Raw genomic sequence first — 13278 nt, 5'->3', positions numbered from 1 at the left:
CGTTCCTTGCGGTGCTTCATCTGCTGGTGCCGCTAGGCTGATCAAGTGCTATCTCTGTGGCAGAAAAGTCACACAACTCGAATATGCAGTGCTTCAACCGGCGCGCGCTTATTATCCAGTTAAGCGAGGCGTACCGTTGTCAACGGGGCAAAGGGGACGCCCCCTTGACCGCATTTCCTCCCGAACTAGCGCCCGCTGCCTCACGGTGGCGGGCTTTTCATTCTGCGGCTGTCGTCTCCCGAGCGTCCGACACCTCTCCAAGCATTCCGAGCGTCTTAAGCCGATACTCCATTGCCAATTTCGAGACGTCAAACTTCAGGGCAAGAGCTTGGATCGTGTTGATCCCCTCATGCAGCAGCCGCTTTATGGTGGCTTTCGGCATTAGCAAGCTGGACGCAAATTGATTGGCCTGTACCTCGTGATGGTAATCAAGTGGGCGAGCAGTATTACGATTGGCGGCCTCGTCGAAGAGACGGTCCAAATGCCGGTGTTCCTTGAGTAGGTCACGATGCATCATGAAGTGCCCAAGCTCATGAGCGGCAGTGAAACGTTTGCGTTGGGGGCCTTCATGTGCGTTGACTGCTATAGTGCAATGCCACCCGTCGTATTCGATGTAGCCAGACTCGCCTTCAGGCATATCGCGCTCAACATAGGTAAGCCCGATTTCACTGATGATTGCCTTCACATCGACCGGAGCGACCAGAGCGTATTTTTGAACGATAGCGTTCACGTCTCCATAGTTAATCATGCCGTTTTGTCTCCATCGAGACTATCTACCGCCGCCTGCGCGTCACCACTTGTGGTCCCTAGCGTATTTTTCAAGGTCACTAGATCCGCAACCTCACGGCTCACCATTGCGGATAGCTCTGACTTTACCAGATTCTCGGCGGTCGCGCGCGCGACTTCGCTCGATGTGGCTCTCAGCGACTGATACCCCCAGATCGCAAGCATTGCGATAAAAATCCCAAGCGCAGTCAACATTACGCCGAGCGCAGCCAGAACGATCGTCACGACCTCGACTGAGGTGAAGCCTGAAACGACATAGTACCCTCGGCCGATGAAGAGGTAGAGTAGGCACACGAAAAGCGCGATATTGATCGTGAACATCAAGCCGAAAATCAATCGGCGCATTACCCGCATGCCAAGCCCCCCAAAGCATTAAGTCGCAGATAGTCGCAGGAATGCCACCGAAAGCAATCAAGCGCCGTTCAGGCAAATTCGCAGGCGTTTATTCGACCGATATTCGACATTTTCAGCCGCCTTATACCTAAGCTGTTGATTTTTCTGGTTCCCGCTCATGGGCTCGAACCACGATTCACGCCTTCAAAGGGCGCTGTCCTACCATTAGACGAAGCGGGAGAAGCTGGGATGGTTATGGGGCCGGTGCGGCGGCCCGTCAATTCGGAATAAGCCGCTTGGCTCTTTCGCGAGTTCCCTACGCTTTGACGCTTTCCTTTATATTCGCCAATGCTAATATACATATGACGTGACGTCATGTGCGTACGTCTGGGGACGCTGCGATGGAGGGTGTTCCAATGAAAATAGTCATGTTTTGCGCCGCGGTCATGATCGCGGCGAGTGGTGTCGCCGTTGCCAAGGAGAAGAAGGTGGCAGTCAGTAACGCCGCTACCTTGTGCTCTACCAAACATTCGGCCAAGAAGCCGAAGCCGGTTCCAAAGTTGGACTGCGGTTTGACGGGAACTGCCACGTCGCCAGACCACAACGCGCAGCCGGTAAAGCCGCGTCTCGGATATGACACCAACCCGTGGATCACATTGGGCTTTTGATTTCCACGCCTTGGATGGACATTTCGGGGCATGGATGGCGCGCTGCCGGCAGGCTGCCTTCGATATGGCGAAAGAGATCGGCGACAAGGTTTGCGTGAGGAGATCACGCTAATTCGCCCCTGATGGCATTCACCTCAAGCTGGGTGTCGCGAACCAGAGATGGTGTGGCCCGGTGCGGCGGCTCGTCAATTCGGGAAGTTGTCGACCGGCTCTTCGCAGCGATAGACCGGGCAGTGCCCGTCGCGAGCCGGTATATAGGCAGACATCGGCACTTCCGGCCAGTCGCACTCGTTGCCGAACTGCCTGACGTAACGGTCATAGGTGTTCGGGCCGGTGGTCAGCACCACGGCGCGACGGCTCTGGATCATGGCCCGGATATCGGCGCAACTCATGGCGCGGCTGTCGGGCCGGGCCTCGGCCAGGCCGGTCGCCGCGAGCACGGCGCCCAAGGCCATCGACAGGATTCGAAGTCGAGTGGACATAACGGTTCTCTTGGTTTCGATGGCATGCATTGTTCCACAAAACCCATCATCTGTCCGCCGGTTCCACGACAGGCAGCGCATCGCACGTGGCGGCCAGCATTACTCCAAAGGGGCTTCCGCCGCCTCGCCGAAGAAGGCGGCCAGTGCCTGCGCGGTCGGTTGCGGCGCCTCCTCGGGAAAGAAATGTCCTCCCGGCATTGCCTGGCCGCTCACATTCGCAGCCCAGCCTCGCCAGAGCGCCAGCGGTCCACCTTCGCCGGCGTACCACTGCGCAAGCGCGCCTTGCCCGCTCCACAAAGCGAGCACGGGACAATGGATGGTCCGTCCGGCTTTCCTGTCGGCCTGGTCGTGTGCGCGGTCAAGCGTGGCGGCGGCGCGATATTCCTCGCAGATGGCATGGATATGGGCAGGGTCGCGCAACGCGTCGACATAGGCCTGGCGCACGCTTTCGGGGAACACCGAGGCCGACGACCCCCAGCCGCTCAGGGCGTTTTCGACGATGGCCTCGGCGGCCGTCGCCAGGATCCGTTCCGGCAGCGGCTCCGGCTGCGCCAGCAAGGACCAGGGCCAATAGCCGAGCGCCAGCCTGGCATCGGCACGATCCCAGGCGTCCCCCGTGGGGATAATGTCCAGAACGGCGAGTTTTTCGACGCTGTCGGGATGATCGAGCGCCATGCGATAGGCCACCCGCCCGCCGCGATCGTGGCCCGCGGCCATGAAGCTGCCAAAGCCCAGTTTCGACATCAGGGCCACCATGTCGGCGGCCATGGCGCGCTTGGCATAGGGTGCGTGATCGGGGCTCGAAGCCGGGCTGGAACTGGCGCCGTAGCCGCGCAGATCGGCGCATACGACTGTGAAGCGCTTCGCCAGGATCGGCGCCACGTCGCGCCACATCAAATGGGTTTGGGGAAAGCCGTGCAGGAGCAGCACCGCCGGACCAGCGCCGGCGCTGCGAATGAATATGACGGCATCGCCGCAGTCGACCTCGAGCGCCTGAAAATCCGCGAACATTCCTGGCAACGGCCAAGGTAGAGGAATGGTTGCCACGCGGCAGGGCAAAACCGCCAACCTTTTCAACCGCCGGGCGTTGTCCTTGGGAAGGCAGGGTCGCAGCGGCGGCCGTGCAGGAGAAGGAGGCCGAGATGAAACCTCTCATCATCGCGTCTTGCGCCCTGGTGCTGGCGATGCCGGCGGCGGCACAGACGGATCAGCAGCAGAACCTCGTCCAGCAGTCCGACAAATGCCGGGCCCAGACGGATCCGGGCACCAAGCAGCAGCCCGGCAGCGGCAATTTGACGGAGAAGCTTAACGAGTGTGGCGGCGTGCTGAAGCCGCCGCCTACGGGTGACCAAGGCATGGCCGCCCCGGCACCGGACGACGGCAAGACACCCGTAATCAAGCCTGGCGAAATCCCGGTGCAGCCGCCGGCGAAATAATGCGGTGCAATTTGTATTCGAGTGGCCGGGAGGAACTCGGCCACCACTTCTTCGAGATTCTAGCGGACCAGAAGGCCGGCGTGCCACTCCGGCATTGCTGTCCAGCGCCGCCTCGATCTTTTCGCGCGCGGGCTGATAGAAGGGAAGGGACCGCGGCTGGCATGCGGCCAGTCGCTCAGGATTTCATTGGCGTCCTGAATGGTCGCCACCTCCGGATCGTGTCCGAACCATCAAGCCGGCCATCACCTGTGCAGCTCTTGCAGGACCCGCGCTTCGCGCGCGGCGTCGATCATCGCCCGCATCGCTTTTTCCGGCGGCGTCCAGCCGTCCAGTGCGTCGCGGCAGCTGCGCAGCGCCGCGCGGTATCGCCGGCCTTGGCCGGCCGGCCAGTCGCGGAGGCATTCCAGGCCTTCCCAGGCGCTGCGCACCACGCGCTCGCGCTCCGGCGCAAATTTCAGGCGGATCGGTCGGGGAAACATCTTGTCGTTCAACGGTCATCTCCGTGAAGGCATGTCGTGCGCCCCAAGAAAAGGGGCGCCCGATAACGTCGCCGACCACGTAGGGTTCCAGGCCCGAAAGATCAATTTTCAGTCGGGCGCGACGGCGTCCGACAAAGGCCTCGGCGTCGGCGGAGCGGCATTTTCCGCTGTCGGCCGGTCATGGTCGAACTGTTCGGCGCCGGGCAAGGCATGCAGCCAGGTCTCGCGCCGGCCGATCCACAATTCGTATTCGGGGGCAAGGTCGGTCGGCGCGACGTCGAGGCTGCCGAGCATCACCTCGGCCTCGGTGTCGCCGACCCAGGCGACGCGGCTGCCGCAGGTCGGGCAGAAGCTGCGCGTGCCGTAGCTGGCGACTTCGCCCGATGTCTCGAAGGCGTCGCGTGGCCAGATGGCAAAGGCCGAATAGACAGAGCCGCTCGCCTTGCGGCAGTCCTTGCAATGGCAAAGGCCGACCCGCAATGGCTCGCCGGTGACGACGAAATGCACGCCGCCGCACAGGCAGCTGCCTGTCCTGCGTATGGTGGTGTCGGACATGGTCGTGGCCTCCGCTTCGCCAGTCTTAGATCGCTAGTCTGGCATGCCACGGGCCGGGCGGGACAGGTGCTCGTCTGCCATTTCGCCGGCCAGGATGAGAAACCGGGAAAAAGACATCCTGTTCACCGTACCGCCGGGCCCGGTTGGTACCACCAACCGGTTGGTAGCTACCAACCGGTTTGACGCGGCCCGCAGCATCCTTCAACGCCATGCCGGCGAAATGGTTGCCGCACAGGCTAAAGCGCGTCGCTGCGAAACGGATTCATGCGGCGCGCCGTAGGTCTTTGTTTCATGCATGTCGTTCTCCCAAACCGAGGTCACTTTTGGGCGACATGCATCAGCCGCGCGCGGCCATGTGGTTGTCGAGCTTCTTGCGCGAAGGGCCGTAGCGCTTGATGATGGTCTGGGCCTCGCTCAGCGGAATGCCGTATTTGCGCGCGAATGCGGCAACCTCGTAGGTGTCCTCGCTCGAAACCAGCTTGCGGTCCTGCTTGATCTTTGATTTGTCGTCGGGCATGCCGGGCCTCACTTTCTGTCAACCGCATGGTCGCCTTGCATCGGTATTCGATGCCGGGTCAGCAATAACAGCGAGCGGCGCCGCTGGTTCCATGGCAGGCGTACGGCTTGCGAGCTCTCAATTCAGGCCGATGGTTGGGCCGGGCCGGCGCTGCGGTAGTCGGTGTCGCAGCATTCGGCGCAAGGCGCGCTGGCGCCAGGACAGCCACGGTGGTGCGTGCCGGCGGGGCAGCAAAGGCCGTTGGAACTTGTCCAGCGCGGGCATTGGAAAACCTGTCCGGTGCCGCCACAGCCGCTGCATTCCAGCACCGGTGACCGGACCAGATGGGACGTCGTCCCCAACCTGACGCTCGCGCTCAAAACTCAACCCGCCCAAATAGCTGCACCGGACATGCCTGTGCATTAGCCCCAACTAACGATATCACGTTGCTGGTTACGGACAAGTTTCAGCATCGTTAATTGTTCGTGAACGCCGGCCGGGCTGGGCGCCGTGGCTTGGGCTCGGCCGGCTTCAGACGCTGGGCCGCGAGATATTTGAGGGCAGACAGGGCTTGAAAATCTCCCTGAAGCTCCCGTGAGTGCTGCGTAACCATAATACCGGCCGCCTTAGCCGAAATATTGCGAGGTCACTGGCGCGGAAGGCAGAACTGTCCCACATCTTGGCAATCTTGCCGCCATGATTGCGGGGAATTCTTGGAATCGGGCAAGACAATGGGGGTGGCAATGACTGACACACAAGGCAATTCGAACCGTCTTCAGCATGCTGGGGCCGGGTCCCGCTCCATCGGCACAGGCGTCATCGCGCTGGCCATCGTGCTGGCGCTGATCGCCGCCATCATGGGCTCCTGGTACACGATCGACCAGGGCGACCGTGGCGTGCTGTTGACCAATGGCGCGCTGAGTTCGGTCGTCGATCCCGGCCTGCATTTCAAGCTGCCCTGGCTGCAGCGGGTCGAAAAGATCAGCCTGCGCCAGCAGGTGCTGAAATGGGGCTGCGAGAACCAGAGCGACTGCGGCAACCTGCCGGCCATGCAGGCCTATTCGCGCGACCAGCAACCGGCCGACATGCGCGTCACCGTCAATTTCCATGTGCCGGCGGCCGAGGTCAGCAACGTCTACACCAATTACGGGTCGATCGAGGCGCTGGCCGACCGGATCATCGCCCGAAAGGCACCGCAGGAGATCAAGACCGTGTTCGGCCAATATGACGCGGTGTCGGTGATCCAGAACCGCGCCAAGTTCAACAAGGATGTCGCCGACGCGATCTCGGCGGTGACCGACGGGCCGGTGATGATCGACAGCGTCCAGGTCGAAAACATCGATTTCTCCGATGCCTATGAACAAGCGGTCGAGGCGAGGATGACGGCGCAGGTGGAAGTGCAGAAGCAGGAGCAGAACCTGCAGCAGGAAAAGATCAAGGCCGACATCGCGGTGACCCAGGCCAAGGGCCGCGCCGACAGCGTCAAGGCGGAAGCCGAGGCCAGCGCCTACAAGACCAAGATCGAAGGCGAGGCAACGGCCGAGGCGATCAAGGCGCGCGCTGCCGCACTTGCGAACAATCCGCTGCTTGTCGAACTGACCAAGGCCGAGAAGTGGGATGGGGAGCTGCCGAAGTCGATGATCCCGGGCTCGACGGTGCCATTTCTCGAGCTCAGCACGCCGGCGCCGGTGGCGAATTGAGGCCGGCCGATCGGCGCACGGAGGGCTTCTCTGGCTGCCTGGGCGCTTGCCCCGCGGCCTCGCGCGAAAAAATTTGCAAGGGCGTGTCGGATGTGGCGCCGCGGGTGCGTCCTTGGGAGCGAAACCGGATTTAATCCAGGAGGACATGCATGCCGTCGCAAATCACTCAATCGCCGTGGCAGACCGCAGCTCTTCTCATTGCCCGCCTGATCTTTGCCGCCGTCTTCCTCATGGCGGTGACGTTCAAATTCATGGGCATGGAGGCCACCGCCGGCTACATCGCCGCCGCCGGCTTTCCGTTCCCGCTGTTCCTCGCCTGGTGCGCGGCGATACTGGAGGTGGCGCTGGTGCTGTGTTTCCTGAGCGGCGCCTTCTTCACGCTGGCGGCCCTGATCGCCGGAGCCTATGTGGTGTTCCTGGCCTTTGCCTTCCATGGCCCCAGCCACTGGGCCGGCAACCAGGCCGAGTTCGGTTTCTTCGTCGACCATTTTTCCTTCCTGGCCGGGCTGCTGTTTGCCGCCGTGCATGGGCCGGGACGGGTGCTTTCCGTGAACCTGGGCTGGCCGGGCCGGGCGTGAGCGGGCTCACAACTGATCGTTGTAGGGTTCCTTCATCTGGCCGACCATGCGGGCCAGTTGCGAAAAGGACGGCATGTCCGCCTCCGGCTGGCATTGATTGGCGAGCTCCAGCAGCCGGATCGGAAAGTTGACGGCATCGCGGCTCGAAGCCGACATGCCTTCGGACCGCTCCTGGCCGGTTTCGCTGGCCTCGGCCTTGCGCAGGGCAATGTCGATCTCCTCCGACGTCAGCACCCCCTTTCGAACCAGGACCTGGTTGATCGACGCGACGGCCATCAGCAGGCCTTCGAGTTGCAGATTGGCGACGTTCATGGTGCTCCCTCCATTGATCTACGTTCAAACGCGCGAGCGGCGTTTCCGATCCGGAGGGCGGCGGGCCATGCGAAGCGGCCGAGGCGTCTATTCCTGCGTGAGGCGCTCGCCATATTCGCGCCACAGCGCCCTGACCTCCAGGCTGCCGAGGCGCGGGATCGCAGGATCGCCGCAGACGATGGCAACGGCGCTGACGTCGTAGTTGAGATAAGCGTTGGCGACGAAGCGGATCGCCTCGCCAAGCGAATGCACCCGGATCACCGGATCGGCCTGGCCCTGGCCGGTGCTGCGCACACCGGACACCGAGGCTGGAGCATGCCGCATCCTGAACACGGATGCCATGGCTGGCCTGTCCATCGTCCTCTCCCACAAGGCCGTGCGACGCGAATCATTCCATGAGCTTCAGCTGATGATCCCACAGCTGTCGGCCGGTGAAAAGCCGACTGGGCAATGCAGGCATCCGCGGCCGTGCGGCGATCCGACTGTCCGGTGAGGCGGGTCTTGTTTTGAACTACCGCGGTCGGCGATGCTTCGCATGAGCCGAAAAGGAAAATAGGAATTTTTTCTCAGAAAGTCGTTGTCCGGCTGAGGGCAGCTATGCTACATATCTGTCCATGGTGCTGATTTGCGCCAGCGACCCGCCGCCGAGGCGGGTTTTGCTTTTCAGCTTGTCCCTCAAGTGAATGCCGGCTGTGTCTTCGAACTGGCGCCAAAAGTTGCTATCGCTTACTATCGGCGGATTGGTGAAGCCAGTCACGCTTAAGCAGAAGGCAAGACGACTCCTATTTCTTAGGAAAAGGAAGTAATCTTCCTACGGGGGATCTTTTCTGCCTGCTATATCAGCTTGCGACCGATTAAGGCGATTTTGAATGTGCTTTCGCCTTTAGGCGGATCCGCATTCATTCATCCTAAATTCAGGAATTGGAACGTATGGTGTTGACAACCGTTAACAGCTGCATCATTTTAGGCGCACTGAAATGAGCAGCCGCCCCCGACACCCGAGCAAGGAGATCGAGGCTGCAATTTCTCATTTGGAATCTCTTGGATGGACATGGAAGGCACCCGGGAAAAGCGCCCATTGTTGGGGCAGGATGATGTGCGAGCAACATGACCGCACCGGTTGCATAGTGTCTGTTTGGTCAACACCGCGATCCGCTCAAAACCACGCAAATCAATTGCGCGGCCATGGAAAGAATTGCGCTCACAAGGCAGGAAAGGAGGCTAAAAATGAGGACGTTTGAGTTCACGATTGTTGCCTCTGGGGTCGACCACGAGGATGACCATTTCGAAGACCGCTTCTTTGAAGCAGGCTGTGATGACGCCACTATTGCGGTGGCACGAGGTGCCATCATTCTTCAGTTTGCCCGCGAGGCCGAAGACCTTAGTTCCGCTATCAATTCCGCCATTGAGGCCGTGAAGGCGGCGGGGGCAACGGTCGAAAGGATCGAACCAGATTATCTGGTTAGCCTTTCCGAAATTGCCGAGCGCGCAAACCTGACAAGGGCAGCAGTAAGCCTATATTCCAAGGGCGAGCGAGGTGCTGACTTTCCATTGCCTGTAGCAAGGGTAAGCACCCCGAATCCGCTCTGGGATTGGACGGATGTAGCCATATGGCTGTTTGAACGCGGCCAAGTGACAACAGAGACTGCCCTAGAAGCGCTTATTCTCCGCCAGACAAACGCTCACCTTGAGGAAAGCCACAAGGCGGCGCACGAAAAGGAGCGAGAGAGGGAGCGAGAACGCCTTTACGCTTGACCGCTGTCAGCCCGCCGCTTGGCGGGCTTTTTCTTGTCTGATCGGAGGCGCTCTCGGTACCCGGCCTGTCGCGGCTCGGATGACAATTAAACCGTCGCAGGTCAAGCATGTCTCAAGGAATTTTTTCCTAATTATATACGTGACAAAAGTCACAGTTAGGAGTATTCCGTGGCTGACAGGCCGGCAACAGGCGGGGAACCGCCAACGAATCAGGAATTGGAAGTGACGCCAGAGATGGTGAATGCCCTCGCAAATATCTTGCGAGAAGCAGTTGGGCTGGGCTTGGATGCGAATGACCCTCAACGAAAATTCGAGGCCATAGCGAAAGAGCTATGGGCTAGCCCACTATTGGCGCGAATCCGCTCACGATCCTGAACTGAAGGTTGAATATGGTGTTCGATAAATGCTCGAACATCTCAGCGGCCTTATCGAGTTCTGATTTGTCGAAAAGGAATTTTCCTAGCAAAGCCTTTCGCTCTTGTTCCGTGCTGTAGGTGGGACCAAATATCTGCTCAGCGGAAAAGGTGCGGATCAATTCAGTGTGCTGATATTCCGCGCCATTAAAGCAATGGGTTTCGTTCCATCGCCCGTGAATTATGCGGTTCCTGATTGTCGCCTTCTTGCCGATTTTTTCGGTTGTGCGTTCTACGTCCTTCAGAAGATCGGGATCTTTGCGAAGATGGGACCGCGCCGCTGCTTCAATGACGCGAAGCTGCGCTTGAATGCCGATGATTGATAGGAGGATCGAGCCAGACTTGTTAAGATCGGTTGGAGTGCTGACGGAATTGAACAGAAACATCATTTGCCATTCGACCTTTGACCAAGAATCGACGGCAGCGGCAAACGCGATGTAGGTTTCGTCGCGCGTTGGACGGAAGATCAGGTCTTCCTTATCGGGAATTTTCGCCATGGCTGACACCGAAAAAAACAAAGACCTGGATGAAACGAAGCGCATCATGGAGCGCTTGGTGAAGACCCCTCCCGATCCGAAGACCGGGAAGGAAGGAACAAAGCCCAAAGAGGACAAGCCCAATGAGCTTCATCCGAAGAGAGATTGACCGCATCCGCGAATCTCTAGTGGCCAGCGGTCCGCGCTACGATGAGCTTTACGCCGCTCAGCAAGCCCTAGAGTGGGCATTGGAGCCGAGCGGCACAAAGTCCCCTTACGCCATGATCACGGGCATTCAGGAAGGCTCAGGAGATTATCCCGCACCGTCAAATCCCGCGTCGTGCGGATATGCTTCCGCCGGCCAACGGGACTAACGACGATAACGTTCGCTTCCGACTGACCGACCTTGACGAAGAAATCTTCGTGATCCGGGCCGGTACGCTCGATCCGCGCTATCACATCTTCTACAGTCAACTTCCACTGGCTCGTTCCGAAACCGCCGACATGGGTTATATGCTCGACAGAGCTGTCGCGGTTCGGCTTGTTTATGCACTTGATTTGGAAACGTCCTGCCATTTCAAAAAGTCCTTGTGTGTGGCCACAGGACGGCTTGACGGAATCACCGGTAAGTTTAGTTTGGTGTTCGTTCTCATGTGCCTAGCCGTCCTGTGGCTTGGTTGCATTGACGGCGGTGATTCGGGAAAATCACCGCCGTTTGCAATCGGACAGATAGAGAACAAATCTAGCAAGCCCTAAACGTCGCTATACCCGGTTTTCACAGGGCTTTTTTCTTTCGCCTCAAAAGAAATTTGCGCGCCTTTTGGCGCAATGTCTTTGGCTTAGTGAGCGCTTCGATAGGTCAAACGCTTGCCGTCGATGCCTTCCATGATGGCGTCAACACGCATCTGGTCAGTAAAGCCGAGCTTGGTGCGGCGATTGTAGCGGAAATCGAACTCGGCCAAGTAGCGGTGAAGATGGGCTTCGCCGCAATGCTGATAAACGCCGACCATGCCGCGCTTGAAGACTGAGAACACGTTCTCAATCGTATTGGTGTGGACGATGCGGTCGGCCTCATAGCGAACGTATTCGCCGCCAGTGTGCTTGACGGTAGCGTGGTCCGCGAACTCCCGTCCGGTGATCGGATAGAAGTTGGACTCGTCGGTCATCAACGTCGATTTGCGGTCGGCATTGCGGACTAGCACGTCGCGGACAGACGCCTTTGTAGCGCGCTCAACATGGAAGGAACGAACAGAGCCGCCGCGCTCGACAAGCGCCACGATAGAACGTTTGGACGAGTTGGACGGCTTGCCGCGAATGGTGCGCTTCTTGATCGTGTCCTTAGGTCCGAAATAGGTCTCGTCGGCTTCCACGATCTTGCCTTCGCCGCCAAGCGGGCCGGACGACTTGACGTCTTCCTTCATCGCCTCACGAATGCGGTGCGCCATGAACCAAGCGGTCTTGTAGGTGACGCCAAGCATGCGGTGGAGCTGGTGCGCGGACATGCCCTTCTTCGATGCGCCAAGCAGATGCGTTGCCAGCCACCACTTGGTCAGCGGGATCTTTGAACGCTCAAACACGGTGCCCACAGTTACGGTGAACTGGCCCTTGCATTCGTTGCAGTAGCGCAGGCCGGGACGGTGCGACTGCTTCTTGCCTTCGATCAGGGCGATCTTGTCCGGGTTGGCGTTACCGCAATGAGGGCAATAGGGACCATGCGGCCAACGGATAGCCTCTAGGGCTTCGCGGGCTTTGTCCTCGTCGTGGAAGATCGGGTTCTGAAGGTCGGCCATGTGGGTAACTCCTTGGATTCATTCATACCCCAAGGCGCTACTTTTGTCACGTATATAATTAGGAATTTTTTCCTAGAAAGTCGTTGACCGGGTGAGGGCAGCTATGCTACATATTTGTCCATGGTGCTGATTTGCGCCGACGACCCGCCGCCGAGGCGGGTTTTTTGTTTCTGGAGACCCCGGCGGATCGGCTCCGGTCAGCCAATCTTCGAGACGATCACGGCCAGCGATGCGAGCTTGCCGTCACTCAGGCTGCGAATGTAGTTCTTGCGTCGCTGCACGAATTCGGTGCCGAGCACGATCTCATTGGCCTGCTGCTGGGCGGGTGAGGGCAAGATGCCGGAACTGGCCCTTTTGAGTGCCAGTTCGACATGTTCGCCAGTTTCGTCGATGATTTCGTCAACCCGGAAGCCGGCGTCGGCGAACAGGGTTTTCAGGGCATCGCGATCAAGAAGATGGCTCGTCGCCGGTGAGACCGCCCAGGGTAGGGGATAATATGGCTCTCCGCCGGCCACTACCGCCTCGGTCCAGATCAACTTGGCCGCAGGCTTGAGCACGCGAAAAGCCTGGCCGATGACCGCGGGCTTATCGGCAATGTTCATGCCGACATAAAAACAGATCGCCGCATCGAACGTATCGTCGGCGAAAGGCAGTCTGGTCGCGTCCGCCTCGTGGAAGCGAACCTTCTCGCTCAGCCCGCTGAGCCTGGTCAGTTGGGTGGATGCGTCGACAAAAGCTTTTGTCAGGTCAACGCCGTCGACGGCGCAGCCATACGTAGAGGCCAGGAACCGCGCCGGACCGCCAATGCCGCTGCCGATATCCAGGATGCGGTCGGAGGATGAAGGCGACAGGCGGGCGGCATGGTCCTGTGTGGCTATCAGTTCGCGGCCGTGAAGCTGGTCGAACGGATAGAGTTGCCTGGCATCGAGAGCGTCGATTTTGGCATCGGGGATGGCGGCTAATATGCGCTCGACGATGCCATTGCTGGCGTAGTGACTGGTCACGTTATTCATGGCGCT

The 13278-nt window shown here is 59.6% G+C and carries 19 protein-coding genes and 1 tRNA gene; 6 read left to right on the top strand and 14 right to left on the bottom strand.

Features of this window, described 5'->3' with window-relative positions; translation table 11 throughout:
- Window positions 1–217: 217 nt before the first annotated feature.
- From JT360_RS02985 to JT360_RS02975, 3 genes are all read right to left on the bottom strand, one after another.
- Window positions 218–748 carry an ImmA/IrrE family metallo-endopeptidase gene (locus JT360_RS02985; RefSeq protein WP_214470047.1) on the bottom strand — a complete coding sequence of 177 codons (531 nt, stop codon included), beginning with the start codon at window positions 746–748 and terminating at the stop codon, window positions 218–220.
- Window positions 745–1140, bottom strand: coding sequence for a hypothetical protein (locus JT360_RS02980; protein ID WP_214470046.1), 396 nt, complete (start codon window positions 1138–1140; stop codon window positions 745–747). The genes JT360_RS02985 and JT360_RS02980 overlap by 4 nt, the downstream gene beginning before the upstream one ends.
- 145 nt (window positions 1141–1285) lie before the next feature.
- Window positions 1286–1359, bottom strand: a tRNA-Gln gene (locus JT360_RS02975).
- Between the two features lie 176 nt (window positions 1360–1535).
- On the opposite strand from JT360_RS02975, the gene JT360_RS02970 reads away from it, so the two are divergent.
- Complete coding sequence (locus tag JT360_RS02970; RefSeq protein WP_214470045.1) at window positions 1536–1787, top strand: hypothetical protein; 252 nt, start codon at window positions 1536–1538, stop codon at window positions 1785–1787.
- Between the two features lie 185 nt (window positions 1788–1972).
- Here the strand turns inward: JT360_RS02970 and JT360_RS02965 are convergent, their stop codons facing one another.
- Complete coding sequence (locus JT360_RS02965; RefSeq protein WP_214470044.1) at window positions 1973–2269, bottom strand: hypothetical protein; 297 nt, start codon at window positions 2267–2269, stop codon at window positions 1973–1975.
- A 99-nt stretch (window positions 2270–2368) separates the two neighbouring features.
- A complete protein-coding gene (locus tag JT360_RS02960; protein WP_214470043.1) occupies window positions 2369–3280 on the bottom strand; it encodes an alpha/beta hydrolase in 912 nt (303 codons plus the stop codon).
- Window positions 3281–3411: 131 nt separating this feature from the next.
- Here JT360_RS02960 and JT360_RS02955 point away from each other — a divergent pair, with 131 nt between their 5' ends.
- Window positions 3412–3705: a hypothetical protein gene (locus JT360_RS02955; protein ID WP_214470042.1), complete on the top strand. Its 294-nt coding sequence runs from the start codon at window positions 3412–3414 to the stop codon at window positions 3703–3705.
- Window positions 3706–3947: 242 nt separating this feature from the next.
- On the opposite strand, the gene JT360_RS02950 is transcribed toward JT360_RS02955, so the two are convergent.
- From JT360_RS02950 to JT360_RS02940, 3 genes are all read right to left on the bottom strand, one after another.
- A complete protein-coding gene (locus tag JT360_RS02950) occupies window positions 3948–4196 on the bottom strand; it encodes a DUF982 domain-containing protein (RefSeq protein WP_214470040.1) in 249 nt (82 codons plus the stop codon).
- A gap of 96 nt (window positions 4197–4292) precedes the next feature.
- Window positions 4293–4739: a GFA family protein gene (locus JT360_RS02945; protein ID WP_214470038.1), complete on the bottom strand. Its 447-nt coding sequence runs from the start codon at window positions 4737–4739 to the stop codon at window positions 4293–4295.
- Between the two features lie 337 nt (window positions 4740–5076).
- Window positions 5077–5256, bottom strand: a complete 180-nt coding sequence (locus tag JT360_RS02940) for a DUF3606 domain-containing protein (RefSeq protein WP_214470036.1) — start codon at window positions 5254–5256, stop codon at window positions 5077–5079.
- Window positions 5257–5978: 722 nt separating this feature from the next.
- Here JT360_RS02940 and JT360_RS02935 point away from each other — a divergent pair.
- Window positions 5979–6935, top strand: coding sequence for a prohibitin family protein (locus JT360_RS02935; protein ID WP_214470034.1), 957 nt, complete (start codon window positions 5979–5981; stop codon window positions 6933–6935).
- A 149-nt stretch (window positions 6936–7084) separates the two neighbouring features.
- Window positions 7085–7513 (top strand): DoxX family protein, encoded by a 429-nt coding sequence (locus tag JT360_RS02930; RefSeq protein WP_214470033.1) that lies wholly within the window; start codon window positions 7085–7087, stop codon window positions 7511–7513.
- 6 nt (window positions 7514–7519) lie between these two features.
- Here the strand turns inward: JT360_RS02930 and JT360_RS02925 are convergent, their stop codons facing one another.
- Entirely contained in the window at window positions 7520–7825 is a 306-nt protein-coding gene (locus JT360_RS02925) for a hypothetical protein (protein WP_214470031.1), read from the bottom strand.
- 87 nt (window positions 7826–7912) lie between these two features.
- Window positions 7913–8182: a hypothetical protein gene (locus JT360_RS02920; protein WP_214470029.1), complete on the bottom strand. Its 270-nt coding sequence runs from the start codon at window positions 8180–8182 to the stop codon at window positions 7913–7915.
- An 870-nt stretch (window positions 8183–9052) separates the two neighbouring features.
- Here JT360_RS02920 and JT360_RS02915 point away from each other — a divergent pair.
- Complete coding sequence (locus tag JT360_RS02915; protein WP_214470026.1) at window positions 9053–9580, top strand: hypothetical protein; 528 nt, start codon at window positions 9053–9055, stop codon at window positions 9578–9580.
- A gap of 337 nt (window positions 9581–9917) precedes the next feature.
- Here the strand turns inward: JT360_RS02915 and JT360_RS02910 are convergent, their stop codons facing one another.
- On the bottom strand, window positions 9918–10490 hold the full coding sequence (locus JT360_RS02910; protein ID WP_214470024.1) for a hypothetical protein: 573 nt from the start codon (window positions 10488–10490) through the stop codon (window positions 9918–9920).
- Here JT360_RS02910 and JT360_RS02905 point away from each other — a divergent pair.
- Entirely contained in the window at window positions 10489–10638 is a 150-nt protein-coding gene (locus tag JT360_RS02905) for a hypothetical protein (protein WP_214470022.1), read from the top strand. The genes JT360_RS02910 and JT360_RS02905 overlap by 2 nt on opposite strands.
- Window positions 10639–10754: 116 nt before the next feature.
- Here the strand turns inward: JT360_RS02905 and JT360_RS02900 are convergent, their stop codons facing one another.
- From JT360_RS02900 to JT360_RS02890, 3 genes are all read right to left on the bottom strand, one after another.
- Entirely contained in the window at window positions 10755–11045 is a 291-nt protein-coding gene (locus tag JT360_RS02900) for a DUF3892 domain-containing protein (RefSeq protein ID WP_214470020.1), read from the bottom strand.
- 263 nt (window positions 11046–11308) lie between these two features.
- On the bottom strand, window positions 11309–12259 hold the full coding sequence (locus JT360_RS02895; RefSeq protein ID WP_214470018.1) for an IS1595 family transposase: 951 nt from the start codon (window positions 12257–12259) through the stop codon (window positions 11309–11311).
- A 197-nt stretch (window positions 12260–12456) separates the two neighbouring features.
- Window positions 12457–13272, bottom strand: coding sequence for a class I SAM-dependent methyltransferase (locus JT360_RS02890; RefSeq protein ID WP_214470017.1), 816 nt, complete (start codon window positions 13270–13272; stop codon window positions 12457–12459).
- Between the last annotated feature and the right edge of the window lie 6 nt (window positions 13273–13278).

The organism is Mesorhizobium sp. dw_380 (assembly GCF_018588885.1).
Lineage (GTDB): Bacteria > Pseudomonadota > Alphaproteobacteria > Rhizobiales > Rhizobiaceae > Mesorhizobium.
This window is presented reverse-complemented; position numbering and strand designations above follow the sequence as displayed.

Excerpts from the sequence above, each read along its gene's own strand:
- JT360_RS02985 (WP_214470047.1), bottom strand. The coding sequence starts at position 748 with ATGATTAACTATGGAGACGTGAACGCTATCGTTCAAAAATACGCTCTG.
- JT360_RS02980 (WP_214470046.1), bottom strand. The coding sequence starts at position 1,140 with ATGCGGGTAATGCGCCGATTGATTTTCGGCTTGATGTTCACGATCAAT.
- JT360_RS02970 (WP_214470045.1), top strand. The coding sequence starts at position 1,536 with ATGAAAATAGTCATGTTTTGCGCCGCGGTCATGATCGCGGCGAGTGGT.
- JT360_RS02965 (WP_214470044.1), bottom strand. The coding sequence starts at position 2,269 with ATGTCCACTCGACTTCGAATCCTGTCGATGGCCTTGGGCGCCGTGCTC.
- JT360_RS02960 (WP_214470043.1), bottom strand. The coding sequence starts at position 3,280 with ATGTTCGCGGATTTTCAGGCGCTCGAGGTCGACTGCGGCGATGCCGTC.
- JT360_RS02955 (WP_214470042.1), top strand. The coding sequence starts at position 3,412 with ATGAAACCTCTCATCATCGCGTCTTGCGCCCTGGTGCTGGCGATGCCG.
- JT360_RS02945 (WP_214470038.1), bottom strand. The coding sequence starts at position 4,739 with ATGTCCGACACCACCATACGCAGGACAGGCAGCTGCCTGTGCGGCGGC.
- JT360_RS02940 (WP_214470036.1), bottom strand. The coding sequence starts at position 5,256 with ATGCCCGACGACAAATCAAAGATCAAGCAGGACCGCAAGCTGGTTTCG.
- JT360_RS02935 (WP_214470034.1), top strand. The coding sequence starts at position 5,979 with ATGACTGACACACAAGGCAATTCGAACCGTCTTCAGCATGCTGGGGCC.
- JT360_RS02930 (WP_214470033.1), top strand. The coding sequence starts at position 7,085 with ATGCCGTCGCAAATCACTCAATCGCCGTGGCAGACCGCAGCTCTTCTC.
- JT360_RS02925 (WP_214470031.1), bottom strand. The coding sequence starts at position 7,825 with ATGAACGTCGCCAATCTGCAACTCGAAGGCCTGCTGATGGCCGTCGCG.
- JT360_RS02920 (WP_214470029.1), bottom strand. The coding sequence starts at position 8,182 with ATGGACAGGCCAGCCATGGCATCCGTGTTCAGGATGCGGCATGCTCCA.
- JT360_RS02915 (WP_214470026.1), top strand. The coding sequence starts at position 9,053 with ATGAGGACGTTTGAGTTCACGATTGTTGCCTCTGGGGTCGACCACGAG.
- JT360_RS02905 (WP_214470022.1), top strand. The coding sequence starts at position 10,489 with ATGGCTGACACCGAAAAAAACAAAGACCTGGATGAAACGAAGCGCATC.
- JT360_RS02910 (WP_214470024.1), bottom strand. The coding sequence starts at position 10,490 with ATGGCGAAAATTCCCGATAAGGAAGACCTGATCTTCCGTCCAACGCGC.
- JT360_RS02900 (WP_214470020.1), bottom strand. The coding sequence starts at position 11,045 with ATGGCAGGACGTTTCCAAATCAAGTGCATAAACAAGCCGAACCGCGAC.
- JT360_RS02895 (WP_214470018.1), bottom strand. The coding sequence starts at position 12,259 with ATGGCCGACCTTCAGAACCCGATCTTCCACGACGAGGACAAAGCCCGC.
- JT360_RS02890 (WP_214470017.1), bottom strand. The coding sequence starts at position 13,272 with ATGAATAACGTGACCAGTCACTACGCCAGCAATGGCATCGTCGAGCGC.